Origin of the sequence: Neomegalonema sp. (assembly GCF_028688855.1) — a bacterium.
In the GTDB taxonomy this organism is placed as follows: Bacteria; Pseudomonadota; Alphaproteobacteria; order Rhodobacterales; family Rhodobacteraceae; genus Neomegalonema.
Window position 1 is genome coordinate 43805 of the sequence record NZ_JAQTXI010000007.1, and the last position, 26020, is coordinate 69824.

Below are 26020 nucleotides of genomic sequence, written 5' to 3' on the forward strand. Positions count from 1 at the left end.
CGGCGGGATCTTCCGGAGGCCCGCCTTTCCCGATATGGTCGCGCGATTCATGAGGAGGAGGCTCCATGGCCGAAGCTTTCGTCATTCCGCCGCCGCCGACCGCCTCGCTCGCCGTCGAGGGCGAGACGGCGCGCTTTCCGGTGGGGCGCATCTTCTGCATCGGGCGCAATTACGCCGATCACGCCCGCGAAATGGGCCATGATCCCGATCGCGAGCCGCCCTTCTTCTTCATGAAGCCCGTTTCGGCCCTGGCGACGGATGGAATCTTCCGCCTGCCCAGGGGGGCGCAGGAGGTCCATCACGAGGTCGAACTGATGGTGGCCCTGAAGTCGGGCGGCGCGGAGATCGCGCCGGAGGAGGCTCTGACGCATGTCTTCGGCTATGGCGTCGGGCTGGACATGACCCGGCGCGATCTGCAGGCCGCGGCCAAGAAGCTCGGGCGCCCCTGGGAGACCGCCAAGGGATTCGACGGCTCGGCGCCTTGCGGGGCTCTGGTTCCGGCGGATCGGATCGGCCATCCGGCGAAGGGGGCGATCTCTCTGGCGGTGGATGGCGAGATCCGCCAGAAGGGCGACCTCGGAGACATGATCTGGGGCGCGCCCGATCTCATCGCGGCGATTTCGCGCGCCATGGCGCTGCGTCCGGGCGATCTGATCCTCACCGGCACGCCTGCGGGCGTCGGAGCCGTGCGGCCCGGCGACCGGCTCGAAGCCCGGATCGAGGGCCTGGAGGCCCTCGTGGTCGAGGTGCGGGGCTGAAGACCCGCCGGAGCGGCGCCTCGGGAGCCGTCGCTCGTCGGGTTCAGTTGCCGCCGTCGTCTCCTCCGTCGTCGCCGGGGTCGCCGGGGGCGGGGGCTCCCGCGATCGGCGGCAGACGGGCCCCGAACCCGACCGATCCGGCTTCTCCGGGCCGCAGGTCGCCGTCGAAGCCGAAGACCACAGGTCCCTCGCCGTTGGCGGCGGGCGCGGTCGGCGTCTGGGGCGTCAGCCCGAAGGGATGCGTCAGGATCCGGGCCGAGCCGCCCATGTAGACCATCCAGCTCGGCGTATGGTCCGCCACCCGCACCCGGCGGATCGGGTCGACGCCGCGATTCTCGAAGAGGATGCGATAGACCGCGCAGCTCCCCGGCGAGAGCTGAAGCTCCGTGGCGACGAATCCCGCTTCTCCGGCTTCGGGGACGCCGTCGCAATCGGCGTCCAGAGCCTGGAGCTTGCGCGCGAAGACGCCCCCCGAGCCCGAACCTCCGATGCGCGTCAGATCCTGCGCCTCGGCGATCCGGACGCTCGCGCCGAGGGTCGCCACGGCGCGCAGCCGCGTCAGGTCGCTCCAGCCGCCGGGAGCCTCGGCGGGCGTCTTCGCGACCAGCCAGAAGGCGTGCGAGCCCGCCGCCATCCCGGAGAGGCCTCCGGGCGGCCAGGGGAGATCCCCCGCGCCATGGACGCCGTCGCCGTCGTCGCGGAAGATCGACCAGTCCAGCCCCTGGCCGCTCTCCACCACGAAGTCGAGCGTGGAGCCCGCCAGCCCCGCGCCCAGCCGCAGACGATGCGCGTAGATCGCCAGCTGTCCCGCCTCGACGGTCGAGTCGTGGTCGGGAGTCAGGGTGAGCGCCTCCTCCTGCTCCGGAGCGCAGGCCGTCAGGGCGGCGAAGAAGGCCGAGAAGGGCGGAGCCGTCGCGGCGGGATCGGCGAGCACCATCATGTCCAGTTCGATCCGGTCGACCGGCTGGGTGAAGGCGATCAGGACCGCGCCCTCCGGACCCGAGGCGCTGGCGGCCTCGACGCCCGCGGCGCTCTGGCCCCGGAGGCTGACCGAGGCGCCGCCCGAAAGATGGGCGCTCACGGCCTGTCCGGCGCGCGATCCCCTCAGGGCGAGGCTCTCGACGCCGGAAACTCCGCCCCCCAGGCCGCGCAGATCCAGCCGCAGGCCCTCGACGGGCGCGGGAAAGGAGAAGATCAGCCGCGTCGGATCCTGGCTCTGCACGGAGAGACCCCCCGCGCCGAGGCTGCGCATCCCCGCGAAGGGGGCGGAGGTCGCAGGATGCCGCATCTCCAGCATGGCCGTGGCGGGGCCGAGGGGCAGATGAAGCTGAGCCTGTCCGTTCGGCCAGCCGCCGGGCGCGGCGGACCAGTCGAGGGCGGAGGCTCCATGGCGGCAGACGGCGGCTCCGGGATCGCTGCCGGAGCCCCGGAGGGGGAAGACGTCGACCATGGCGAAATCGTCTTCTCCGGGGACGCCGTTCGCGGGCGTGGAGTCGAGATCCGCGAGAGGGTCGCCGTCGGCGTCGAAGGCGCCGACGACTTCGGCCCGGTTGGTCCAGGGGCCCGTCGGGAGCGGAACCGCCCGCAGGATCAGGCTGGCGAGCCCGCCGCCGCCGAACCCCGAGAGGCTCCATTCTCCGGTCGCGGGATCGTAGACGCCGCTGTCGGCGACGGCTTCCAGGAAGAGATAGCCGCCCGGCAGGGCGTCGAGAACCTGGACCAGGTCGGCGCCGCGGGAGGAGGCGTTGCGCAGGACGAGGCTGAACGCGACGGGAAAGCCCATGGCGGGCGCAGCGTCGTCGACCTGCTTGCTCAGCTCCAGGTCGATGGGGAGGTCGAAGGCGTAGGCCGGAGAAAACTCCGAAGTGGCGTGGCCGAGGCTGGCGGTCAGGGTGATCCGGCTGTCCGGCGACAGCGCGTAGGTCGCGAGGTCGAGCGCGAGGCTGAAGCGGCTCATCCCGGCGCCGTCGTTGCCGTCCTCGTCGGAGAGGGCCGGGCAGGCCGCTCCGAGCGCCTGGACGCTGGTCAGATGACGCCAGCCCTCGCCATAGCTGAGGAGAGTCCCGAAACTGTTCGTGGGCAGGCCGTCGCCGGTGGGAGAGGCCGGGGAATCGTCGTATTCATGCAGCTCCACAAGCGCGCCCGCAGGGGCGCAGCCCTCCAGCGCGAGCGTCTGGCCGTAGAGCAGCGCTGAAGACAGCATGGGGAAGTTCAACAGGCCGTTGGGCCCCGCATCGACGTCATGGGCGTCGTTGAGGGTGACGCCGTCCTCGCCGAGGTCGATGCCGAGCCCCGAAGAGCCGAAGAAGCTGTTGCGCTCGATCAGGACGCGCTGCGCGGAGACTCCGCCGCCCGCGCGCACGACGAGCCCCGCCCCCGCGCCCATCGTGACGAGGTTCTCCAGCACATGGACGTCTCCGGCCGGGCCCTCGACGCGGATCGCGCCCAGAGACGCATGACGCGCGCCCAGCAGCTGGAGCAGCCGCGAAAGGCCGAACCGGTTGCGCCGGATCACGGCCGAGGCGACGCCCGAATGACGCAGATGGACGCCGACGTCTCCGACGTTGAAGAAATTGGCTCCGGAGTCGGTTCCGTCGCCGACGGCGAGGCTCAGGCCGGAGGCGGCGCGGATCAGCACGCCCGCGCCCAGCCGCAGCGACGTCTGCTCCGAGCCCGAGGCGTCGAGGCCGCCGAAGCTGTTGCCGAGCAGGGTCATGCCGTCCGATCCCGAACGGCTTTCGAGGAAGTCGACGCCCGCCGCGACCGGTCCGGCGAAGAGGTTGCGCTCCAGGGCGTCGGTTCCGCCGACGACGAGATTCCGCGCCCCGCGCAGGGCGATCAGGGCGCTGTCCGCTCCGACGCCGCGCAGGGCGGTCGATCCGCCCGAGGCGAGGTTGAAGAAGTTCCCCGCCACCCGGAAGAGCGAACCGCCGACCTCCTCCAGGACCAGCGCATGGTCGTCATGGAGGCCGGAGTCGTAGGCGGCGATGAGGTTGCCCTCCATGGCGTCGGACATGCCGTCGCTGACGGAGGCGGCGGCGCCGTCGCGCAGGACGCCGATGGTCCAGTCCCGGGCGTCTCGGACGAACAGGCGGGAGCGCATGGAGCCCGTGGACTGCGACCCGTCCGCGCTGACGCCGAAGTGATTGCCCTGGATCCGCGTCCCGGAGGCGGCGCCGAGGGCCTCCACGGCGGTTCCGCCCTCGAAGACGAGTCCGGCGATCCGCGTGTTCGCGGCGTCCGGGCCGAGGCGCAGGAGCGAGACGCCGTCTCCGGCGGCGCTGCGCAGCCGGATCACGAGCCGACGAGAGGCCGGGCCGATGGCTCCGGGGAGGGCGCCGGGCTGGGTGAGGCCGTTGATCCGGACGCCGGGGACGTTCAGCGTCGGATTCGAGCTCGCGACGTCGAGCGTCGCGACGCCCGAACTCCAGTTCGGATCGGAGGCCGGGATGTTGAAGATGGAGGTCTCGGTCCCCGCCGGAGGGTCGAAGAGCATGTTGGCGGCCTGATCGAGCGAGGCCCGTTCGAGGAGCGCCGCATTCAGCAGGAATTGCCGGAGGGAGCCTTGTCCGCCGTCGTTCGTGTTGACGATGGAGCTGAAGTTGTAGCCGAAATCCACGCCCGAGAGCCCCGCGGCGGGCAGATCCACGCGGGAGACGCTCTGCGCGACGCCTCCGGCGAGGGCGCCCCCCGTGAAGCTCCAGGAGGCCGGAACGAGGGCGCTGGCGCCTCCGGCGTTGGCGGCCGCGTCCTGGAGATGGGGCCTGCGGCCGCCGACCTCCCCCGTCACGGTCCGGAGGGCGGGAGAGGCCGAAGGATTCGTCTCGACACGGAAGGTCTGCACGCCGAGCGAGGCCGCCGAGGGAGATCCCCGGACGGAGCGGATCGAGAGGCTCGCGGGGCGGACGTGATAGGTTCCGGCCGGGACCATGAAGCCGTAGGCGCCTGCGGCGTCGGTCGTCGTCGAGGCCAGATAGGCGCCCGCCGCGTCGTAGAGCTCGACCACCGCCCCCGCGAGAGGCGCCGCGCCCGGCGCCGAGGCCATGGCCCGGCCTGCGCCGCCGCCGTGGTTCCGGTCCTCGAAGAGGGTTCCGCCGAGGGGAGCGACCGCCGTCGCGAGGACCATGTAGTCTTCGGCCTCGCCATACATGACGGAGGCGCTGGGACCGTTTCCGGCGCTGGCGCTCCAGCGCAGGCGCATGAAGCTCGAACCGCTCAGGGTGGCGAGGGGCGTCGTGAATCCGGCGCGGACGACTCCGACGGCGGGGTCGAGGTCTCCGGGGCCGTTGTCCTGGACGTCCGTCACGAGCCTTTCGCCCGCGTCGAAGACGCCGTTCCGGTTGGCGTCGAACCAGAGGCTGAGATAGCCGTTCCCGACCACCTGGACCCGGATCTCGGAGGCCCTTCCGCCGACGAAGCTCGGCGCGGCGAGCACGCCGTCCTCGTCGTCGACCAGGTCGAGGTCGTCGCCGGAGGCGTCCGCGCTATGGCGCGCGGAGCCCTCCGCGTCGACCAGGGCGCCGAGCATCAGCGCGGCCACGTTGGAGCGCGCGGAGACATGGGCCGAAGTCAGGCGCGTCAGGGTCGTGGGTTGGGAGCCGCCGAGGAAACGGGCCGTCTGGAGATGCGCGGCGGCGCCGTAGCTCGCCGGAGCGTCGCCGTGATCCGCCCCGACCATCACGCCGAAGGCCACGCCGCTGATTCCGCCTGGGTCCAGGATCACGTCCACCTGCGAGCCGCGCGGGCTGGCCAGAACCACCGAGCTGAGGGCCTGATGCGGATTGTTCTCGAAATAGGCGGTGCGTCCGCCGTTGGAGAATCTGGCGCTCAGGGATTGATGGATGTCGGTGATCCGCCAGGGCTCTCCGGGGGCGTCGACGGTGAGCGTGAGGGATTCGTTGTCGCCGGTGAGGTCTTCGGCTTCGGCGGCGATGGTGGTCAGATCATAGGGCGTCGACGCGCCGGTCGGGCTGAACAGCTCCAGATTCAGCCTGAAGGGAGCATGAGGGGAGCTGGAGGCGTTGGGCAGCGCGGTTTTCAGGCCGATGTTGGTGGCGCCGCCGTAGAGATGCTGCAGCGAATCGTAAAAGCCGTTGAGGAGGGGGGAGACCGCCATCGGATTGGAGATCTGGCTGAGCACCCCGCGGACCCTGTATCCGGTGGGCAGGGTCCAGGTCTTGGCGACGACGTCTCCGGCGTAGAAGCGGTCGACGCCGCCGCAGGCCCAGTCGAGCCAGAAGATCTCGCTTTTATAGAGCCCCGCGCCGGTGGTTGCGAAGTTCGAGCCGTTGGGAGAGCCGGTGCAGTCGCGCGTGGTCGGGCGCACGAGGTTGACCGGATGGTCCTCCACTTCGCCGTTGGGGGCCTCGCCGGTTGGCCCGAGGCCGGCCTGGGTCGACCAGCGCATGCGGATGAAGCTCAGGCCCTCGCCTCCGGTCATGAGGTCGGGGCGCGGCGTCACATAGGCGTGGATGTCGCCGACGCCTGCATGGAGGTCTCCCGCCGCATTGTCCTGCAGATCGGCGACCGCCCGCTCGCTCGCGGCGAAGAGGCCGTCCCGGTTCCAGTCCACCCAGACGTTGAGGTGGCCGCCCCCAGAGCCGACGATGGGAAGGGTTCCGCCGCTCCATGTGATGGGCGCGGCGTTGTAGACGAAGAAGGAATCGTCGTTTTCGTCGAGCCGTCCGTCCGCGCTCGTGCGCGGCCCCGTCTCGACGCTGGGGGCCGCGCCCATGTTCACGTTGGATCCGGAGGGGCGCAGATGCCAGGCTTGTCCGTAGCTCTCGGGGGCGTCGCCGTAATCGGCCTGAGCGGGCGCCGGAGCCGAGGCGTTGCAGACGCGGTGGCTGTTGTTCAGGCCGCCCGTCGAGGCGGTGTAGCCCCAGTAGACCTGATCGCCGCCGAAGAGCAGCGCGCGGCTGAGCACGGTGTAGCTCTGGAGCAGGCTGTGGTTCAGGTAGACGTCGAGGCGGCCGCCCAGAAGCGAGGGCGTCCAGACGACGCGCATCAGGTGATACTGATTGTTCTTGAGCGTCGAGGGGAAGACGTAGGGGGTGGGGAATCCGGTCAGCAATCCGTGGCGGCCGTCGCCGTTGGGGTAGATGGCGAGGTGATCCTGAGCCGGATCGTTCCAGCCGTTGTCGGTGTTGCGGTAGGTGTCGAACTCCACGATGAGGGATTGCGGGATGCCGCCTCCTGCGGAGGAGCCGTCTCCTGCGCCCATGCCGCGCCCGACCTGTCCCATGGCGTTGGTTCCGGCGGCGGCGTTCTGCAGGGTGAAGGTCATGCCGTCGGCGCCGCTGGAGTCCGCCCCGAGGTAGATCCAGGCCGAATAGGAGAAGGGCTGCGTCAGGTTGATCCGGGCGTTCGACCAGATCGCCCCGATCTGGCTGTTCACGGCCGGAGTCAGCTGATACTGCCCGTTGGGGAGGATGCTGGCGTTGCCTCTCGTCACGACGGGCAGGGCGATGCAGGAGGCGGGCGCGGTGGGAGTCGGCGCCGTCTGCGCTTCGGCCTGCGAGGGGGAGAGGCCCAGGGCCAGAATCGCGGCCGCGAGTCGGGACAACGCCGCCTGGCGGATCTGCTTGAAGCGCATCGCATGTTCTCCCGGGCGGGGGAATCGGGACCCTTGTGGAGAAAGTCATGGAGCTTCGGGGTTGAAGATGTCTTAACTTTTCGTCAGGAACGGGAGTGCGGAAGGCGAGGCGCAGGCGTCCTGCGCCCTCGGGGGGAGATCCTCCGCGCGTCCTCTTCGCGGCCGCCTCCGGAGGCGGATCCCTCAGGCTTTCCCGGAACGCTCCGGCAGGGGACGCGCCGGAGCGCCCGCCGCCTTCATCCCCGCCGCGAGGTCCCGCGTGGCGACCGCTCCCGCGCCCAGCAGCGCGTCGTCGCCCAGACTCACTTGCGGCAGGAGCACCGAACCCGCTCCGGCCATGGCCCTGACTCCGAGCCGCGCCCCGCCTCCGAGCGTGGCGTTGGGCGCCACATGGGCGTAGGCGCCGACGTCGCAGTCGTGATCCACCACGGCGCCGTGATTCACGATGGCTCCCTCGCCGACCTGCGCGTCCGGCCCGACCACCGCCATGGCCGCCACGAAGACCCCCGCCTCCAGACGCGCCCGCGGCGAGACGCAGCCGCGCGGATGGATCAGGCTCCGCAGACGCCAGCCCGCGCCGAGCAGGCGGGAGGCCACCTTCTGCCGCACGCCTCCCGAGCCGATGGCCGCGACGAAGTCGCCCGGCTCGATCCCCTGCGGCGAGAGGACGGGCGCCTCCATCACGAAGGATCCCCAGCGGGCCGGATCGTCGTCGAAGAAGCCCGCGATCTCCAGACCGCAGGCCAGGGCGGCGTCGGCCACGACGCGGGCGTGTCCGCCCGAACCATAGATGTAGATCATGGGCGCTCCTTGGGCTCCGGGCCGCTCACAGGAAGGGATCGTTCTGGGAGTCGTCCGCCGCCTGAGGCTCCTCCGGGCGCTCCTCGTCCGGCAGCAGCGAGGCGCCGCGCAGGAAGGCCTGCGGATCCGTGACCAGCACGAACCGGCCCTCCACCACCCCCACATGAACCGGATTCAGCTTCGGCAGAAGAGCCGCCTGCGGAGTCAGGACGATCAGCTGCCGATGCGCGACGCGCTCGCCGAACCGCCGCGCCCAGAGCGGATAGGAACGCCAGCCGGGGGGCGCCAGAGCGCCATGCAGCACGTAGGATCCGAACTCGGGCGCCAGTCCGAGGCAATAGGCGAACTGGAGGCGCGCCGCCGGAAGCCAGCGGCGCAAGGGCAGGTCCATGAGGTCCATGTGGTCGAAGGGCTCCAGCGCCAGCCGGGCCGCGCGCGCGGGCGCGTGATAGAGATCCGCGATCATCGTCAGATTCTGCCAGCCTGTCAGCTCCAGCTGGAGGAATCGCGCCTGCCCGATGGGCCAGGAGGGCTCGACCGCCCAGTCCACCCGCCCCGAGACGGGCATCTTCTGGCCGACGAGCAGATCCGCGAGAAGCCCCCGCTCCTGAGGATCCGCATGGAGCACCGCCATGCGGGGATGCTCGAAGCGGAAGCTCGCGTTCCGCAGGATGGACCGCCGGAGGGCGTTCACTTTCGGCTCGAAGGTCACGCGCGTCAGGCGGATCATCTCAGTCCCCGATCTTGTCGCGGCGCAGGTTCATGAGGCCCGTGAACAGCAGCAGAAGCAGCGCCCAGGACGCATAGGAGAAGCTGATCTCCTTCGTGGAATATTCCCAGAAATAGGCGTCGCGCAGGCCCTGGAGCATGTTCAGCAGAGGGTTCCACAGCACGATCGCCTTGAACTCCTCGGGGAGCTGCTCGGTGACGTAGAACACGCCCGAGGTCAGGAAGATCGCCCTGAAGATCACGACGTTCAGCTTGCGCACCCAGGGAAAGGACTGCGCCAGACCCCGCAGCGTCAGGCCGAAGCCGAGCCCCAGACCCCAGATCATCGCCCACCACCCCAGAACCCCGAGCAGGTTCTCGGGCGCCTCGCCCACGCCCAAGGCGTGGAGGATGTAGAGATAAAGCGCGCCGATCAGCATGTAGATGAGGCCCGAATGCAGCGCGCGGGCGATGTAGACGTCCATCACGGCGAAGCGCGGCAACAGGAGCAGATTGGAGTCCCGGCCCATGCCGCCGAGCATCCGGTTCATGACGTTGCGGAACATCAGCATGCTGCTCACGCCGAGGACGGCGAAGGGCAGGGCGGGCATGTCCAGCACCAGAACGCGCCCCGCCAGAAGATACATCCCGACGATCATCAGAACCTGCAGCGCAGGTTCGGCGAAGAGCCAGAAATAATAGAGCGGCGTCCGGGCCTTCATCTCCATGAGATAGAGCCACATCAGAAGCCTCAGGTTGGTGAGCTTCTGGATCGCCATCTCGACCGGCCCGGCCCGCTCGACCCTGTCGTAGCCCGCGAAGGCGAGAAGCCCCAGATGCTCCGCGTCCGAGGCCGTCGCGGCGGGCGTCGCCGGTCCCGCGCGGAGCTCGTCCTCGAAGCGCCGCACCGCGCGGTTGAAGGCGTAGATCTCGGGATTCTTGTGCTGCGGCTGGCCGTCATACTCCGGTGAGAGCCGCGCGACGGCGTCGCGCACGGCCTTGTATTGCGTCAGGCGCTCGCGCAGCTTGCGTTCGCCGAGCCCGTCCATGGCGGAAAGCAGGGCGTAATATCGTTCTTGAGCGTCCATGACTCACCGGAAGCGGCGCGGCCTCAATGCCGGAAGGAAGAGCGGATGTTGGTGAGGAACAGGCGCGCGATTCCCCAGAAGATCATCGACAGCACGAGCGTCAGCGCCAGAATCCGGGGCTGGTCGGGCCAGTCGACCTGGTTGTCCAGATAGGGCGCGCTGACCACAGACACGAATTTCTGTTGCCGCGCCAGCGCCGTCCGCGCCGAATCGAGGCCCTCCAGGGCGGATTCATAGGCGCGTTCGTCATATTGCTTGCGCAGTTCGAGGCGCTCGTATTCCAGGATCTGCTCGGCGGTGGAGCGGTCTCCGCCGGTCAGGCGGCGGGTTTCGCGGCCGATCTGCTCGTTGAGCGCGTCGATGCGGGCGCGCAGCTGCGCCTGACGCGCCGCGTTGAGCGTGGTGCTTTCCGAGACCGTCAGTTCGGCGCGCGTGTCGGCGCTGGCGGCCTCGAGTCTCGCGATGATCGTGCCGATCATCTCGGCGGAGCGGTTGGGGTCGAGGTTGAGGTTGTTCAGCCGCCAGTTGTTCACCGCCTGACGGCTGGAGATCAGGTTGCGCTCCATCGTCTGGACTTCGGAGGCCGCCGAACGCAGCAGCTCGCTGCGGGCGCGTTCGTTGAGGGTGTTGGCGAAGCTCTCGGCGCTCTTGAGCAGGGCGTCCGCGATCACCCGCGCGTCCTCGGCCGAGAAGGCGTAGACGCGGATCTCGACGATCTGCCGCGTGAGCGAATAGGTGATCTTGACCATGTCCCGATAGACGGAGATGCGGGCGTCGGTGCTCAGATCCTTGAGTTCGTAATTGCGGAACAGCTTCCGGTAGAGCGGATCATAGGCCGCGGGCTTCATGCGGTCGATGAAGCCCACGCGCTGTTCGACGTCGGCCATGCCGTCGGCGGATTCGAGGAACTGCTCGATGGCGTAGCCGTCGAACATCGCCGCCGGATTGGTGAAATTGGTGAGGATGCCGCGTCCGCCCTCCTGGGAGACGACTCCCTCGGCGCCCTGGAGCACGAAGGAGGCCTCGCTCTTGTATTGCGGAGCGGAGACGAAATTCATGTAATAATAGACGAAGGCGACGGGCGTCAGGACGATCAGCAGAGAAAAGATGAAGGAGATCCACTCCGAGCTGTAGTAGTATTTCCGGGAGAAATATTCGTTGGTCCTGCCCTTGCCTTTGCCTTGCGCGCCGATTCTGGGAGCCGGGATCTTCTGATCTTTTTCTGTCATCGTCGATATGTGCGAAATGCTCTGAGCTTTGGCGAGCCGACCTGTCGACAGGAGACGTTTCGTCCTCTCCCGTCCCGCAGGATCCGCCTGACCGGGACTTGGCAATATCAGAGCCTCGCAAGGAACGCCATGCAGGAGTGCGGCCTCCCGCAAGGCGCGGGCCTCCCTCACCCCGCTGTGATGCGTCTTCGGCGCAGGCCGGAGCAGGCCGGATCCCTCCGCCGCGCGGCTTCCGGTCACTCCTCGGGGGAGACGAACTTCAGGCGGCCCTCCGCGAAGACCGGGCGCGACATGGCCTCGCCCCGGAGCTCGCCCTTCGCCAGAGCCACGAGCCAGGGGCCGAAGGCCAGGTCCTGGGCCTCCGCCGCGCCTTCTCCGGCGTCGAGCCAGGCGATCCTCCAGGTTTCGGGAGCGCCCGGGCCGAGGATCCAGCCGAAGAGATCTCCGTCGAGGCTGGCGCCGATGGGGAGGAAGCTCCCTTCGGCGGGGAAGTCCGGCAGGGCCTGGTCCTGCGGATTCCCGGCGCGCGTCAGGCCGTGCGCCCGGATCGCCCGCTCGGCCGCCCGGGGGAGGATCAGCGCCGCGTGATCCGACAAGGGCGCGTAATAGCTCACGAAATCCCCGATGAGGCCGTCGGCGCCCCAGATCGAGACGAAGCGCTTGTAATCCTCCGGAATCCCCACGCCCAGAGCCGCTTCGACCTCCGCCCAATGTCCGGCGGCGGGAGTCGGGCCGCGCGCCGAGGCGGAAGGCGGCGGCATGAGGCGGGAAAGTTCGGCGAGCCAGTCCATGCCTGCGTCTTTCTCTCCTGGAGTCCCGGGCGGAAGGCCGGGAGCATGGAGAGGTCCTGCGACGCCTTGATCTCGCTTTCATGTCGGTTTCACGCCGCCTGCGGGCGGGAAGCGCCTTCGGGCGAGACGCGCCTCTGGGGCGAGTCGTCGCAAGCGCCGATCCTGCGCCTTGGCGTCATGAAACTTCGTGTAAGCATCCCCGGACTGCGGAAGCCGTCTCCGGCCCGTCCCGATCTTCCTTGCGCTGAAGATTCCGGGGCCCGGCCCGGGCGGCTCCTGCGGATGTCGTCATCTGCGAAAGGGAGCTTGCGGATCCATGGGTCTTCTGGGCGTCGTCCTGTCTCTGGTCCTTCTGATGTATCTCGCCTATCGGGGCGTGAACGTCCTGATCCTGGCGCCGCTTCTGGCGCTTCTGGCGGTGCTGTTCAGCGGCGACCTGCCGATTCTGGGAACCTACACCCAGATCTTCATGAAGGCGCTCGGCGGCTATGTCGCGACCTTCTTTCCGCTGTTCATGCTCGGGGCGATCTTCGGGAAGCTCATGGCCGACAGCGGTTCGGCGCGCGCCATCGCCGAATGGATCGTGACGAAGCTGGGCTCGCGGAACGCGATCCTCGCGGTGGTGCTGAGCTGCGCGGCCCTGACCTATGGCGGCGTGTCGCTCTTCGTGGTGGCCTTCGCGGTCTATCCCATCGCGGCGGAGCTCTTCCGCAAGGCGGAGATCCCCAAACGCCTGATCCCCGCGACCATCGCCCTCGGCGCCTTCACCTTCACCATGACCGCCCTGCCGGGCTCGCCCGCGATCCAGAACGCCATTCCCACCCCCTATTTCGGCACGACGCCTTTCGCGGCGCCTCTGGCGGGAGTTCTGGGCGGAGCGATCATGTTCCTCGGCGGCATGGCCTGGCTGCGCTGGAGGGCCGCCCAGGCCGTCGCCCGCAGCGAGGGCTACGGCGATCATCCGCCGAGCTCCGCGGAATCCGCCGTGACCCACGAGAATCCGCCGGGCGTGCTCGTCGCCCTGACGCCCGCCTTCTCGGTGATCGCGCTGAACGCGCTCTTCACCTATGTGGTGTTGCCCCGGATCGACTCCGGCTTCCTCGCCGAACCGGCCTACGGCTCGACGACCCTCGAGTCCGTGCGGGGCGTCTGGGCGATCATCTCGGCGCTGACGCTCTCCATCCTGCTGCTGATCGCCCTGAACTGGGCGCGCCTCAAGACCCTGCGCGAGAGCCTCAACGCGGGGACCATGGGCTCGCTTCTGCCGATCTTCAACACGGCTTCGGAAGTGGGCTATGGCGCGACCATCGCCTCTCTGCCCGCCTTCGCGCTGGTGCGCGACGCGGTGATGAACGTCTCGCCGGATAATCCGCTCGTGTCGGTGGCGGTGGCGACCAACGTGCTGGCGGGAATCACCGGCTCGGCTTCGGGCGGACTCTCCATCGCCCTGCAGACCCTCGGCGACCATCTGAACGCCATGGCTCAGGCGACGGGCGTCAGCCCCGAGCTGATGCATCGCGTGGCGGCCATGTCCTCGGGCGGCTTCGACACCCTGCCCCATAACGGCGCGGTGATCACCCTGCTCGCGATCTGCGGCCTGAGCCACAGGCAATCCTATTTCGACATCTTCGTCGCGGCGCTGATCGTGCCGGTTCTCGCCACCTTCGCGGTGGTGCTGGTCGGCGGATATCTCGTCTGAACGGGAGGGGCGGCGGGGGCGATCCCTCCGTCGTCCCCCTTGTCCGGGGGCCCTCCCTGTCACGAATCCTGCACGAAGCTGAAACGCGCGCGTCAGGGCCGGAGGATATCAGAAACGCCATCAGGGGCTCCGGAAGGATCTGGATCATGCGTTTCGTCTCTTCGTTCGTGGCGTTCTTCGCCGCCGCCTCGCCCGCTCTGGCGGAGGAGGTCTTTCCCGCGGTCCTCGCCGGACACGCCCGTCTCCCGGCCCTGACCCTGACGGCGCCCCCCGCCGACGCTCCCCGCGACGCCTGGATCTCCGGCAAGTTCACCGGCCGCGCGCGCAACGACGCGCCCATGTCCGTCGAAGGCGACGTGGGCGCGGCCTATGGCGGCCACAAGACCGGCATCTCCCTGCCCTTCATCGGCCAGCCCGTTCAGGGCATGTCCGGCTTCGCGATGAACCGCGCCGAAGACGGAAGCTGGTTCACGCTCACGGACAACGGCTTCGGCTCCAGGCTCAACAGCCCCGACGCGCTGCTGTTCCTCCATCGCATGGCGCCGGATTTCGAGACCGGGCTCGTCCGGCGGCTGGAGACGATCTTCCTGAGCGATCCGGATCGCAAGGTTCCCTTCCGCATCGCCCATGAGGGGACCGAAAGCCGCTATCTGACCGGCGCCGATTTCGATCCGGAGAGCCTTCAGGTCCTGGACGGCGAAATCTGGATCGGCGACGAATTCGGCCCCTGGATCCTCCACGCCACGGCGGAGGGCCGCATTCTCGGCGTCTACGCCACGAAGCTCGACGGCGAGATCCTGACCGGACCCGACACCCCCGGCGTGACGGTCCCGGCGCAACCGGGCATGAATTTCCGCGTCCAGCGTTCGGGCGGCTATGAGGGCATGGCGCTTCAGCCGGAAACCGGCCTGCTCTGGGCGATGCTCGAAAAGCCCCTGCTCGTCGAGGGCGGCGGAACCGAAGGCGACTTCCTGCGCGTCCTGACCTTCGACACGGCGAAGAAGGACTGGACCGGCGAAGGCTATCGTTTCCGCCTCTCCGAGGGCGCGCAGGCCATCGGCGACTTCAACTTCATCGACGGGACGCGCGCTCTGGTGATCGAGCGCGACAACGGCGAAGGCGACGCCGCCAGAGCCTGCGCCGAGGGCGTCGAGGACAGATCCGCCTGCTATCCCAATCCGGCGAAGGTCAAGAACGTGGTGCTGGTCGACGTCTCGACGGTCGACGCCGAGGGCTATCTCCGCCGCATCGGCCATGTGGATCTTCTGAACGTCCAGGATCCGGAGGGGAAGGCTCTGGAGGGGATGCGGCCCGCCGAAGGCCCCTTCAGCTTCCCCTTCTTCACCATCGAGAACGTCGCCCGCGCGGATGAAACCCATATCCTCGTCGCCAACGACAACAACCTGCCCTTCTCGGGCGGACGCGAAATCGGCGCGGCGGCGAACAACGAATTCATCCTGCTCTTGACGCCGGACCTGCTGAACGCGAAATGAGTCCGGATTCCGGGGCGTGGCGGCTCTGCGCCGCGCCCTCCGCAACGACGAGCAGACCCAGCACGGGAGCCTCATCCTTGTCCAGTTCGAGCGCGTCGGATCTGAAGAGATTCCTGACGGAATGGCGCCGCGATCCTCTGACCGTGGCCGCCATCGCGCCTTCCGGGCGGGCCCTCGCCGAGATCATCACCTCGGAGATCTCGCCGCTGGAGGCGCCGGTGGTCGAGCTGGGCCCCGGCACGGGAGTCTTCACGCGCCGTCTGCTCGGACGCGGCGTCCCCGAGGAGCGGCTCGTGCTGATCGAATACGGCGCCAGCTTCGCGCAGGATCTCCAGAGCCGCTTTCCTCTGGCCCGCGTCCACCAGATGGACGCCTGCGCCTTGCGCAAGCGCCCTCTGATCGCGGGAGAGCCCGCAGGCGCCGTGGTCAGCGGATTGCCGTTGCTCTCCATGTCGCCGCGCCGGATCCTCGCGATCCTGGAGGGCGTCTTCCTGCAGTTGCGGCCCGAGGGCGCCTTCTATCAGTTCACCTACGGCTTCCGTTGTCCGGCGCCGAGGCCCCTGCTGGACCGGCTGGGCCTCAAGGCGACCCGCATCGGCGGCACGCTGGCCAATCTGCCGCCCGCCGCCGTCTACCGCATCGAGCGGCGGCGTCTGCGGACTCCGCTCTGAGGCGGAGGGGGACCGGGCGGGTCGATCAATCGACAGGGGATTCGATTTCGGGTATGTCGCCTGAGGGGAGAGGCGACGATTCCCGCCGCCCTCAAGTTCAGCCGTGAGCGTCATCCAGCGAAGCCGACCAGGCTTCGCGTCGCGACGCGCGACCAGACAGCAGCCTGGAGCGTCCGGACGACCCCACCCGGTCGGACGACGCCCATGACGCGGACGCGCCTTCGCAGCTTCGGCGAAGCGGCCTCCGCGCAGCCACGAAAGAAGGGACGGCTCATGACGCGCGCCGAAGACAAGACTCTGATCCTGCCTGCGGAGGCGTTCGACGGAGGGGCGGCCGGGCCCTGGGGCGACTGGCGGCCCGTCCTCGTCTGGGAGACGGCGGCCCCCTTCGCGATCCTCGACGATTTCGACCAGAGCCTGCGTCGCTCGCAGCGTCTGCTGATCGAGTCCGGCGGCTGGTTCGAGCTCTGGCCCGCCGAGGGCCCGGTCCTGCGGCAGCCCGCCGAGGCCGAAGGATTCGCCGCGCGCTTCGCCGAAGGACCGGTCAAGGCGGCGCTGAAGGATCTGTCGCCCCTGCGGCGGCTGTCCCGGACGGGCGTCGGCGAGCTGCGGCGGGGCGAACTCGCGCTGACGGAGGATTCCGGCGAGGTCCGCGCCCGCGCCGGGTTGCTGCTCTTCTCCGGGACCGGGGAAGGCCTCCTGGCCGCCCTCCCCGAAGGAGAGGGCAAGGCTCTGAAGGCGCTGGAGGAGGGCCTTGCGGCTCTGGGCGCCGAGCCCCTGCGGCGCGGCGATCCGGCGCGGCGGCTGCATCCGGAGCTCGCGCCCTATCAGGCCAAGCCCGAGGCGCCCATCGATCCGGACGCCCGCGCCTTCGACGCCGCCAGCGACATCGTGGCGGCCTGTCTGCCGGTGCTGCGGGCCAACGAGGCCGGGATCGTCGCGGATCTCGACACCGAGCATCTGCATGACCATCGGGTCGCGCTGCGCCGGATCCGCTCGGTCCTGAGCCTGTTCAAGGACGTCTACGACGCCGACCAGACCGAAGATCTCAAGGCGCGCTTCTCGGCGCTGATGGCCCCGACCGGGCCTCTGCGGGATCTCGACGTCTATCTGCTGGAGCGCGAAGCCTTCTACGCCATGGCCCCCGAGGCCCTGCATGAAGGGCTCGACGAGATGTTCGAGCTCTTCGCCCGGGAGCGCGCCGCCGAACAGGCCCGCCTCGCCGAATTCCTGCGCAGCCCAGCCTGGCTGGAGGAGATGACGGCGCTCGAAGCGCTCTTCCGCGACCGCGAGGGCCTCAAGCCCGGTCCCGACGCCGATCACGGCGCCTGGGCGCTCGCCTGCGAACTGATCTGGGGCCGTTACCGCAAGATCCGCCGCACGGGCGCGAAGCTCATCCACGAGGCGCCGGACGAAGAGATCCACAAGCTGCGCATCCATTGCAAGAAGCTGCGCTATCTCATGGAGTTCTTCGCGCCGCTCTTCCCGGCGAAGCCCTTCGCCGATCTGCTCAAGCCGCTCAAGACCCTTCAGGAGGCCCTGGGCGTCTTCAACGACGCCTCGGTGCAGCAGGCCAGCCTGCGCCGCTTCGTCGAGGGTCTGGAGGCGAAGGGCGCGCATCATGGCGGCCTCGGCGTCGCCCTGAGCGTGGGGGCGCTGATCTCGGTGCTGCACCACCGGCAGCTCGCGGAGAGAAGCCGCATCGCCGAGAGCTTCGTCCGCTTCGCCAGCCGCGAGACCCAGAACGCCTTCCGCGAGCTGTTCCACGAAAAGAAGAGAAGAAGGAGGGCCTCATGAGCCCGGCGACGGACAAGGATCCGGCGGCGCCTCTGGAGATCGAACGCAAGTTCCTCCTCGCGACGCCGCCCCCTCTGGAGGGCCTGAAGGCCGAAGAGATCCGGCAAGGCTACGTCACGGCGGCGGGCGATTCCATCGAACTGCGCCTGCGCAGCAAGGGCGAAGCCTGGTTCCTGACGCTGAAGTCCGAAGGGATCCTGAGCCGCGTCGAACGCGAGGTCGAGATCACGCGGGCGCAGTTCGAGAGGCTCTGGCCCGCGACCGAAGGGCGGCGGGTCGAGAAGACCCGCCACATGGGGCGTCTGGATGACGGGACGCTCTTCGAGTTCGACCTGTTTTCAGGCGCCCTCGCGCCGCTCCTGCTGGTCGAGGTCGAGTTTCCGAGCCTGGAGGCGGCGCGGGCCTTCGTCCCGCCCGACTGGTTCGGCGCCGAAGTCACCGAGGACCGGCGCTTCCGCAACCGTTCCCTCGCCGATCACGGCGCGCCGCCCTTGTGAGGGGGCGAGGCCTCCCGGAGCGGGCTCCGGGAGGATCCGCCGCGCGGGTCAGACGGGCTCGAGCTCCCTGAGCGGCTGGGCGGTGGATTTCGCCGCCGCCGGACGACGCGGCGCGAAGGGGCCGAAGGGGATCTCCGGCGGCGCGAAGGTCTCGGCGCTGGCGCGGTCCCAGCGGCTGTGCCACTCGGCGAGGTGGGGGATCTCCTCGCCCGAGACGAGGAAGCCGTCCGGCAGCCAGGGATAGGCCTCGTTGCCGTCGAGGAATCCGCCGCTCGCCCGCCGGAACATGAAGTGATAGGGCATGAAGTCGCCCGGATCGCTGAGGCCCGCCGCTCCGGCGATCTCGCCGAGGGCGTGCATCGTATGGCGATGGAAGCGCGCCACGCGGTCGCTCTTGTCGCCCACGTCGAGGGCGCGCTGACGCAGGGGATCCTGCGTCGCGACGCCCGTCGGACATTTGTTCGTATGGCAGGCCTGAGCCTGGATGCAGCCCACCGCGAACATGAATCCGCGCGCGGCGTTGCACCAGTCCGCCCCGAGCGCCAGAGCCCGCGCCACGTCGAAGGCCGAGACGATCTTCCCCGCCGCGCCGATCTTGATCCGGTCGCGGATTCCGGCTCCGCGCAGGGCGTTGTGCACGAAGGTCAGGCCGTCGAGCATGGGCATGCCGACGCGATTGGCGAACTCCACGGGCGCGGCGCCGGTGCCGCCCTCGGCGCCGTCGACCACCACGAAGTCGGGATAGATCCCGGTCTTGAGCATGGCCTTGATCATGCTCATGAACTCGCGGCGATGGCCGATGCAGAGCTTGAGCCCCACCGGCTTGCCGCCCGAAAGCTCGCGCAGCCGCCCGACGAACTCCATCAGCTCGACGGGCGTCGAGAAGGCGCTGTGTCCGGCGGGCGAGACGCAATCCACGCCCATCGGAATGCCCCGCGCCTCGGCGATCTCCGGCGTGATCTTGGCGGCGGGCAGCATGCCGCCATGGCCCGGCTTGGCGCCCTGGCTCAGTTTGATCTCGATCATCCTGATCTGCGGATCGGCGGCGGTTTCGGCGAATCTCTCCGGCGAGAAGGTTCCATCCGGATTGCGGGCGCCGAAATAGCCCGAGGCGACCTGATAGATCAGATCGCCGCCGCCCGCGCGGTGATGGCGGCTGACGCTGCCTTCTCCGGTGTCATGGGCGAAGCCGCCTTTCTTGGCGCCGCGGTTCAGCGCGAGGATCGCATTGGCCGAGAGCGAGCCGAAGCTCATGGCCGAGATGTTGTAGAGGCTGGCGTCATAGGGCTGTTTGCAGTCCGGGCCGCCGATCCTCACGCGGAAATCGGTGTCCTTGATGGCGACGGGCGTCGCGGAGTGGTTCAGCCAGGCGTAGCCCGCGCCATAGACGTTCTCGATGGTGCCGAAGGGGCGCTTGTCCTCGACGCCCTTGGCGCGCTGATAGACCAGGCCGCGCTCCTGACGGCTGAAGGGGAGGGCGTCCTGATCGCTCTCCAGAAGATATTGCCGGATCTCGGGCCGGATGCTCTCCATGAGGAAGCGCACATGCCCGATCACCGGATAATTGCGCAGGATCGCATGTCGGTTCTGCGCGAGGTCATGGACGCCCAGCGCCGTGAGCGCGACCAGGACCGCCGCCGCAAGCCAGAGCCATGGGCTGTAGAGGAGCGCGCCGAGCAGCGAGAGCAGGGCGAGAAGCGCGACTCCTGCGAAGATCGCATATCGCTGATGTTTGAGCATGGCTTTCCTTCGACAAGATGACGGCCTTCCTTCAGCCTTCGGAGCCTCTCCGGAGGGAGGGGGCTCCTGCGCCTGTTCTCGCCGCCATTGACGACCGCTCCATGAACATGGCGGAGCGGGAGGCTCCGGAGCCTCCTGCGCGGACGACCGGACCGGTCGGAGGCTCCCGCGTCCTGCGCAGGGGCGCAACGCATCCGGATGGCCGCTTGACGCGGAGAGGAGGAAGGACGTCCCTGCGCCGACCCGCTCAGGCGGCGCGGCGATAGAGCGTCACGACGCAGGCGCCGCCCACGCCGACGTTCTGCTGAAGCCCCCAGCGCGGATTCTCCACCTGACGCGCTCCGGCGGCGCCGCGCATCTGGAGGGTCAGCTCGAAGCACTGGGCCAGGCCCGTCGCGCCGAGCGGATGGCCCTTCGACAACAATCCGCCCGAAGGATTGGTCACCACCTCGCCGCCATAGCTGTTGCGGCCCTCGACCACGAAGGCCTCGCCTTCGCCCTCGGGGCAGAGGCCCAGCGCCTCATAGGTGATGAGCTCGTTATGGGCGAAGCAGTCATGCAGCTCCACCACGTCCAGATCGGCGGGCGAGATCCCCGCCTGAGCGTAGACGCTTGCGGCGGCGCTCCGGGTCATGTCCACGCCGACTACCCGCCGCATGTCTCGGCTCTCGAAGCTGGAGGGCTGGTCCGTGGCCATGGCCTGCCCCGCGATCTCGACCAGCCCGCTCAGGCCATGGCGCCGCGCGAAGCTCGCGTTGCAGACCACCGCCGCCGCCGCGCCGCAGGTCGGAGGGCAGGCCATGAGGCGGGTCATCACGCCCTCCCAGAGCATCGGCGAGGCGAGGACCTCCTCCTCGCTCACCTCCTTGCGGAAGAGCGCGAGCGGATTGCGCGCCGCATGACGGCTCGCCTTGGCGCGGATCTTCGCGAAGGTGGAAAGCTTCGTGCCGTAGCGGCGCATGTGCTCCAGCCCCGCGCCGCCGAAGAGCCGCAGCGCCACGGGAATCTCCTCCGCGCCGACGAGGGCGTCGGCCTGAGCGTCGAAGGCGGCCAGAGGCGAGGGGCGATCCCCGAAGACCATCCCCAGAGCGCCCGGCGACATCTGTTCGAAGCCGACCGCAAGGGCGCAGTCGACCACGCCATGCGCCACGGCCTGACGCGCGAGGAACAGCGCCGTCGAGCCGGTGGCGCAGTTGTTGTTGACGTTGACGACGGGAACGCCGCTCAGACCCACCTGATAGGCCGCCCTCTGGCCTGCGCAGCTGTCGCCATAGACATATCCGGCGTAGACCTGCCGGACCTCGCCATAGCCGATCCCGGCGTCGCCCAGAGCCAGCCGGATGGCCTCGGCGCCCATGACGTCATAGCCCGCAGAGGCGCCGGGTTTGACGAAGGGGATCATCCCGACGCCCGCCACGAAGCTTCTTTCCGTCATCTCAGGGAGCCTTTCCCGCCAGCAGGGCCGCCTTGATCTCCGCCTTCAGCACCTTGCCCACGCGGGAGCGGGGAAGATCGGCCCAGATTTCGATCTGTTTGGGCGTCTTCACGCCCCCGACGCGCCCCTTGACGAAGGCCTTCAGCGCCTCGGGGTCGATCTCGCGCCCCGGACGCGGCTGGATCACCGCCACCACGCGTTCGCCCCATTTCTCGTCGGGCAGGCCCACGACGGCGCAATCCTGAATCGCCTCATAGGCCTGCAAGGCGTTCTCGACCTCCACCGAATAGACGTTGAAGCCGCCGGTGATGATCATGTCCTTCGCCCGATCCACGATGTGGAGGAAATTCTCCTCGTCCAGATAGCCGATGTCTCCGGTGCGGCGCCAGCCGTCGACGGTCGATTCCGCCGTGGCGACGGGATCCTTGTAATAGCCCTCCATGACGAGCGAGCCGCGCACCACGATCTCGCCGCGCTCGCCCCGGGGCAGGATCCGCCCTTCGGGATCGACGATGGCCAGACGCACCAGAGGACTCGGACGCCCCGCCGAAGCCAGACGCGCCGGATTCACCGAACCGTCGGGGTTGTAATGATCCTTGGGCGCCATGGTCGAGATCATCATGGGGGCTTCGGTCTGGCCGAAGAGCTGCGCCATGGGGCCGATCCGGCGCAGGGCCTCCGCGAGGCGGATCGGCGAGATGGGCGCCGCGCCATACCAGAAGCAGCGCAAGGAGGAGAGATCGGCGGAATCCAGCCCCGGATGATCGAGCAGCATGTAGATCACGGTCGGCGGCAGGAAGACATGCGAAACCCGGTGGGTCTCGATCAGCCGCAGGAATTCGCCCATGTCGGCGTGATGCATGATCACGATCCGTCCGCCGAGGCAGAGGATCGGGAAGCAGAGGACTCCGGCGGCGTGGGTCAGCGGCGCGAGGGCCAGATAGACCGGACGGCCCTCGAAGGGGTAGCTCATCAGGGTGATGGCGGTCATGGCCTCCAGATTGCGGCCCGACAACATCACGCCCTTGGGCTTGCCGGTGGTGCCGCCCGTGCCGGGGATCATCGCCAGATCATCGGGCGGCGCGCGCTCGAAGGGGGAGGCGGGGGCCTCCGCCAGCCAGGTTTCGAGCGAGGGCGCGAAATCCAGATCGCGGTCGAGGCAGACCAGCAGCCGCAATTTCGGCAGAGAGGGTCGCAGGGCCTCGACCATCTTCCGGAAGTCGCTGTGGAAGATCAGCGCCGCGCAGTCGAAGGCGTCGAGGATGAAGCGGTTCTCCGAAGCCTCGTTGCGTGGGTTCACCGGGCACCAGACCGCCCCCGCCCGCGAGATCCCGAAGACGCAGGAGAAGGCCATGGGATCGTTGCCCGAAAGCACCGCGACCTTCTCGCCGGGCGCGATCCCCGAGGCGTCGAGGCCCCGCGCGACCCGCCAGCTGATCGCCTGGACCTCGCCATAGCTGAGGTCTTGCTCGTCCATGGTGAGGCAGGGGGCTTGCGCCCCCAGACTCGCGCCCTTGTCGAGATAATCGACCAGTCGGGCGCCCGATCCCTGAATCCGGGGCTCGGATTTGGGGGCGGCCATCTCAGGCGTTCACGGTGACGATGGGCTCGGCGACGAGCCCGAACATCCGCAACTGGCCGAGGAGGCTCCGGTGTCCGAAGGCCTGACAGGCCGAGGCGAAGCCCACCCGCAGCGGCGGCGCCTGGACGAGCCAGCTTGCGGCGTAGGCCTGGAGCATGCCGGTCTGCTTGTAGTTGCTGTTGCCGTGGATCACGACGTGGGAGCGCCCCAGAGGCCCCGAAGCATGGACCGAATCCACCGAGGTGTTGACGCGCGGATTCTCGCGCGGCGGCATGGCGCCCTGAATGCTGGCGGCGATCTTGCCGAGCTCGATCTCCTGTTGATCCATGGGCAGCGGCTTGATCTTCTCCTTGACCATCTGCATCGTCTGGACGACGCCCTGCATGATCTCGCGCTGGACCACGCCGCCGATCACCTTGCAATTGGCCACGCGAGGGTCGTTCTTGAACCAGACCGGATGCGAGGTGCCGCCCCAGGGCACGGCGATGGCGCTCATGTGCTGGCCGGGCACCGAGACTTCGAAATTCGCGGTGGGGTCCCAGGCGACGTATCTGTTCTGCTCCAGATAATACCAGGTCGCCTTGAGGATCGTGAAGATCGTCTGGGTGGAGGCGACGGTGGGCAGGCCCTTCCAGAGCACCAGCATGTCCAGCGTGTCGAGGCCCGGCGTCTCCAGCGCGATGTTCGCGGCGATCTCGCCGGTGGTGTACATGTGCGCGACGCCCGGCGAGAGCAGCAGCGAGGCCTTGGCGAATTTCGCGCCCCATTCCTCGTCGCAGAGCCTGACCCAGTCCTGTTCGCCGGTGGTGTCGAGGTAATGGCAGCCCGAGGCGAGGCAGGCCTCCACCACCGCCGGACCCAGCTTGATGAAGGGGCCGACCGTGTTGCAGACCACCTTCGCGCCCTTGAAGAGTTCGGCCAGGGCTTCCGGCGTATGCTCGACGCCGACGACTTCGTAATCCGCCGTCTCGATGCCCGGAATCTTCGCGACCACCTCCGCCACGCGATCCTTGTCGCGTCCGGCGGCGATGAAGGGGATGTGATATTCGCGCAGATATTCGCAGATCAGCCTGCCGGTGTATCCCGAGACGCCATAGACGACGACGGGCTTCTTGTCGGACATGAAAGGACTCCTGATGGAAGATTCCAGAATGGGGGCGAGGCGCGCGGGGATCAGGTCCCCATGCCGCCCTCGACCGGCAGGCCGACGCCCGTGATGAAGCGGGCTTCGTCCGAAGCGAGGAAGACGGCGGCGTCGGCCACGTCGCCGACCTCCGCCAGGCGCCCGAGCGGCGTCTGGGCGATCACGCCCCCGACGGCGGCGTCCATGTCCGGCGCGAGCCCGAGCCGCACGATGTCTTGCGCCAGAGCCACGCCCATGTCCGTGGGGATCAGGCCGGGATAGAGGCAGTTCACCCGCACCCCGTAGCCGAGCTTGCCCGCCTCCACGGCGGCGACGCGGGTCATGCGGTCCACGGCGGATTTCGTGCCGGAATAGGCCGAGATCGCCGGAAAGGCGATGGTCGCCGCCACCGAAGAGATGTTGATCACCGCGCCGCCCTTCCCGGCGATCCCGCCCGGACGCATGGCGCGGAAGGCGTGCTTCATGCCCAGACCCGAGCCCACCACGTTGACTTCGCACATGCGGCGGATGTCCTCGGCGGCGAGGTCGGCCACCAGAGACGTGATCTCCAGCCCGGCGTTGTTCACCAGAACGTCGAGGCCGCCGAAGGTCGAGACGGTTTGCGCCACGGCGCGCTCCCATTGGGCGTCGTCGGTCACGTCGTGGCGGATGGCGGCGGTCCGGGCGCCGGTTTCGGCGGAGATCCGCGCGGCGGTCTCGCGCGCGAGATCCTCCAGCAGATCGCCGATCATCACCGAAGCGCCCGAGGCGGCCAGAGCCCGGGCGATGGCCGCGCCGATGCCGCGCGCTCCGCCCGTGACGAAGGCCGTGCGGCCTTCGAGTCGTTTGACGCTCATGTTCGAGATCCTCCCTGGGGATCGGCCCGTCTTCGCGCGGGCCCCTGAAGGGGCGTGGTCGTTCCGATCCTTCCGCCCGTCCCCAGATTTCAGAAAACTCTGACCATCTGTCAAGATAATTTATGACAATCGTATAAATAACTCCGGACACTCGTCAAGCTGCGTGACTTTCCCCGGCGGCCTCCCTAAATCTCCGCTCTGAACAGGCTGAATCCGACAGGATGCGGGAGGCGCTATGGCCAGGCGGCTGGGCGAGACGGCGGAAGCGGGAAAACCGGAGGCTCGGGCGCAGGAGGCGCCGAAGCGGACCGGACGTCCGCGCGCGCTCGCCGTGGACAGGGCCCTCGACAAGGTGGAGAGCCGCCGCATGGCGCTCGCCGAGGCGGCGCTGAAGACCCTCGCCGAACTGGGCTACGCCCGGACCAGCCTGCGCGACATCGCCGACAAATCCGAATTCACGCATGGCGTCCTGCATTACTACTTCAAGGACAAGACCGATCTGATCTGTTGCGCGATGCGTCAGTATAAAGCCGTCTGCGCGACGCGTTACGATCAGGTGACGATCAGGGCCGGAACGCCCGGCGAACTGATCGAGGGCGTGGCCGCCAAGCTCGCGGAGACGCTGCGCGAAGACGCCCTGAATCATCGTCTCTGGTATGACCTGCGCGCCCAGGCCATGTTCGAGGAGGCCTTCCAGGCCGACGTCCTGGAGATCGACCAGCGGCTGGAGAAGATGGTCTGGCGCATCGGGGCGCGGCTTTCGGAGCTGAGCGGTTCTTCCATCGGCCTGTCTCCGGCGGCGCTTTACGGCCTCTTCGACGGGCTCTTCCAGCGGAGCCTTCTGCGCCATCTGACCGGCGAGGCCTCCGCCGCCGCGGATCTCCAGGACGAGGCCCGCAGGATCCTGACCAGCCTCGTCCGCTGAGCGCCGGGGAAGGGCTTGCCTTCCCGGCGCGGGCTCTCTAAAGCTGGGATCAGAACTTACTCGTTGGGGCGTCCCGAGCGATCGGGGCTGAGAGGCGCGAGCCGACCCATCGAACCTGATCCGGGTCATGCTGGCGGAGGGAACGAGTGGTCTGAAGCCGGAGCGCGCCTTTGCGCATCCCTCCGGCGCCAGAGCCCCCGAACCGCTTTCGCCGGTTTCAAAGGGGGCTCC

Annotated in this window: 18 protein-coding genes and 1 riboswitch; of the genes, 7 read left to right on the forward strand and 11 right to left on the reverse strand. The window is 68.7% G+C overall.

Features of this window, described 5'->3' with window-relative positions; translation table 11 throughout:
* The first annotated feature begins 65 nt into the window (after nucleotides 1-65).
* Entirely contained in the window at nucleotides 66-758 is a 693-nt protein-coding gene (locus tag PHN62_RS07070; protein WP_300148278.1) for a fumarylacetoacetate hydrolase family protein, read from the forward strand.
* Between the two features lie 43 nt (nucleotides 759-801).
* Here PHN62_RS07070 and PHN62_RS07075 read toward each other — a convergent pair whose 3' ends face one another.
* From PHN62_RS07075 to PHN62_RS07100, 6 genes are all read right to left on the reverse strand, one after another.
* Nucleotides 802-7353: a CshA/CshB family fibrillar adhesin-related protein gene (locus tag PHN62_RS07075; protein WP_300148280.1), complete on the reverse strand. Its 6552-nt coding sequence runs from the start codon at nucleotides 7351-7353 to the stop codon at nucleotides 802-804.
* Nucleotides 7354-7536: 183 nt separating this feature from the next.
* Nucleotides 7537-8154, reverse strand: coding sequence for an acetyltransferase (locus PHN62_RS07080; protein ID WP_300148283.1), 618 nt, complete (start codon nucleotides 8152-8154; stop codon nucleotides 7537-7539).
* A gap of 25 nt (nucleotides 8155-8179) precedes the next feature.
* The gene (locus PHN62_RS07085; RefSeq protein ID WP_300148286.1) at nucleotides 8180-8884 is read right to left on the reverse strand and encodes a hypothetical protein; all 705 of its coding nucleotides are present in this window, start codon (nucleotides 8882-8884) and stop codon (nucleotides 8180-8182) included.
* Nucleotide 8885: 1 nt separating this feature from the next.
* On the reverse strand, nucleotides 8886-9950 hold the full coding sequence (locus PHN62_RS07090) for an ABC transporter permease (RefSeq protein ID WP_300148288.1): 1065 nt from the start codon (nucleotides 9948-9950) through the stop codon (nucleotides 8886-8888).
* Between the two features lie 23 nt (nucleotides 9951-9973).
* Nucleotides 9974-11179 carry a hypothetical protein gene (locus PHN62_RS07095; RefSeq protein WP_300148291.1) on the reverse strand — a complete coding sequence of 402 codons (1206 nt, stop codon included), beginning with the start codon at nucleotides 11177-11179 and terminating at the stop codon, nucleotides 9974-9976.
* Between the two features lie 236 nt (nucleotides 11180-11415).
* Nucleotides 11416-11970, reverse strand: a complete 555-nt coding sequence (locus PHN62_RS07100) for an SMI1/KNR4 family protein (RefSeq protein ID WP_300148295.1) — start codon at nucleotides 11968-11970, stop codon at nucleotides 11416-11418.
* A gap of 316 nt (nucleotides 11971-12286) precedes the next feature.
* On the opposite strand from PHN62_RS07100, the gene PHN62_RS07105 reads away from it, so the two are divergent.
* From PHN62_RS07105 to PHN62_RS07125, 5 genes are all read left to right on the forward strand, one after another.
* The gene (locus PHN62_RS07105; protein WP_300148297.1) at nucleotides 12287-13669 is read left to right on the forward strand and encodes a GntP family permease; all 1383 of its coding nucleotides are present in this window, start codon (nucleotides 12287-12289) and stop codon (nucleotides 13667-13669) included.
* Nucleotides 13670-13815: 146 nt separating this feature from the next.
* The gene (locus tag PHN62_RS07110; RefSeq protein WP_300148299.1) at nucleotides 13816-15162 is read left to right on the forward strand and encodes an esterase-like activity of phytase family protein; all 1347 of its coding nucleotides are present in this window, start codon (nucleotides 13816-13818) and stop codon (nucleotides 15160-15162) included.
* Nucleotides 15163-15239: 77 nt separating this feature from the next.
* On the forward strand, nucleotides 15240-15833 hold the full coding sequence (locus tag PHN62_RS07115; RefSeq protein WP_300148301.1) for a methyltransferase type 12: 594 nt from the start codon (nucleotides 15240-15242) through the stop codon (nucleotides 15831-15833).
* A 273-nt stretch (nucleotides 15834-16106) separates the two neighbouring features.
* Entirely contained in the window at nucleotides 16107-17630 is a 1524-nt protein-coding gene (locus tag PHN62_RS07120) for a CHAD domain-containing protein (RefSeq protein WP_300148303.1), read from the forward strand.
* Entirely contained in the window at nucleotides 17627-18127 is a 501-nt protein-coding gene (locus PHN62_RS07125; RefSeq protein ID WP_300148306.1) for a CYTH domain-containing protein, read from the forward strand. Before PHN62_RS07120 ends, PHN62_RS07125 begins: the two co-directional genes overlap by 4 nt.
* Nucleotides 18128-18175: 48 nt before the next feature.
* On the opposite strand, the gene PHN62_RS07130 is transcribed toward PHN62_RS07125, so the two are convergent.
* The 5 genes from PHN62_RS07130 to PHN62_RS07150 form a co-directional block, all read right to left on the reverse strand.
* Nucleotides 18176-19867, reverse strand: coding sequence for an FMN-binding glutamate synthase family protein (locus PHN62_RS07130; protein WP_300148310.1), 1692 nt, complete (start codon nucleotides 19865-19867; stop codon nucleotides 18176-18178).
* Between the two features lie 247 nt (nucleotides 19868-20114).
* Nucleotides 20115-21302: a lipid-transfer protein gene (locus tag PHN62_RS07135; protein WP_300148312.1), complete on the reverse strand. Its 1188-nt coding sequence runs from the start codon at nucleotides 21300-21302 to the stop codon at nucleotides 20115-20117.
* Nucleotide 21303: 1 nt separating this feature from the next.
* Nucleotides 21304-22884 (reverse strand): AMP-binding protein, encoded by a 1581-nt coding sequence (locus PHN62_RS07140; protein WP_300148314.1) that lies wholly within the window; start codon nucleotides 22882-22884, stop codon nucleotides 21304-21306.
* 1 nt (nucleotide 22885) lies between these two features.
* The gene (locus tag PHN62_RS07145) at nucleotides 22886-24007 is read right to left on the reverse strand and encodes a DUF5938 domain-containing protein (protein WP_300148317.1); all 1122 of its coding nucleotides are present in this window, start codon (nucleotides 24005-24007) and stop codon (nucleotides 22886-22888) included.
* A 50-nt stretch (nucleotides 24008-24057) separates the two neighbouring features.
* Nucleotides 24058-24864, reverse strand: a complete 807-nt coding sequence (locus PHN62_RS07150; protein WP_300148320.1) for an SDR family oxidoreductase — start codon at nucleotides 24862-24864, stop codon at nucleotides 24058-24060.
* A gap of 235 nt (nucleotides 24865-25099) precedes the next feature.
* On the opposite strand from PHN62_RS07150, the gene PHN62_RS07155 reads away from it, so the two are divergent.
* Nucleotides 25100-25789, forward strand: coding sequence for a TetR/AcrR family transcriptional regulator (locus PHN62_RS07155; RefSeq protein ID WP_300148322.1), 690 nt, complete (start codon nucleotides 25100-25102; stop codon nucleotides 25787-25789).
* A 54-nt stretch (nucleotides 25790-25843) separates the two neighbouring features.
* Nucleotides 25844-25948, forward strand: a riboswitch (TPP riboswitch).
* The last annotated feature ends 72 nt before the right edge of the window (nucleotides 25949-26020 follow it).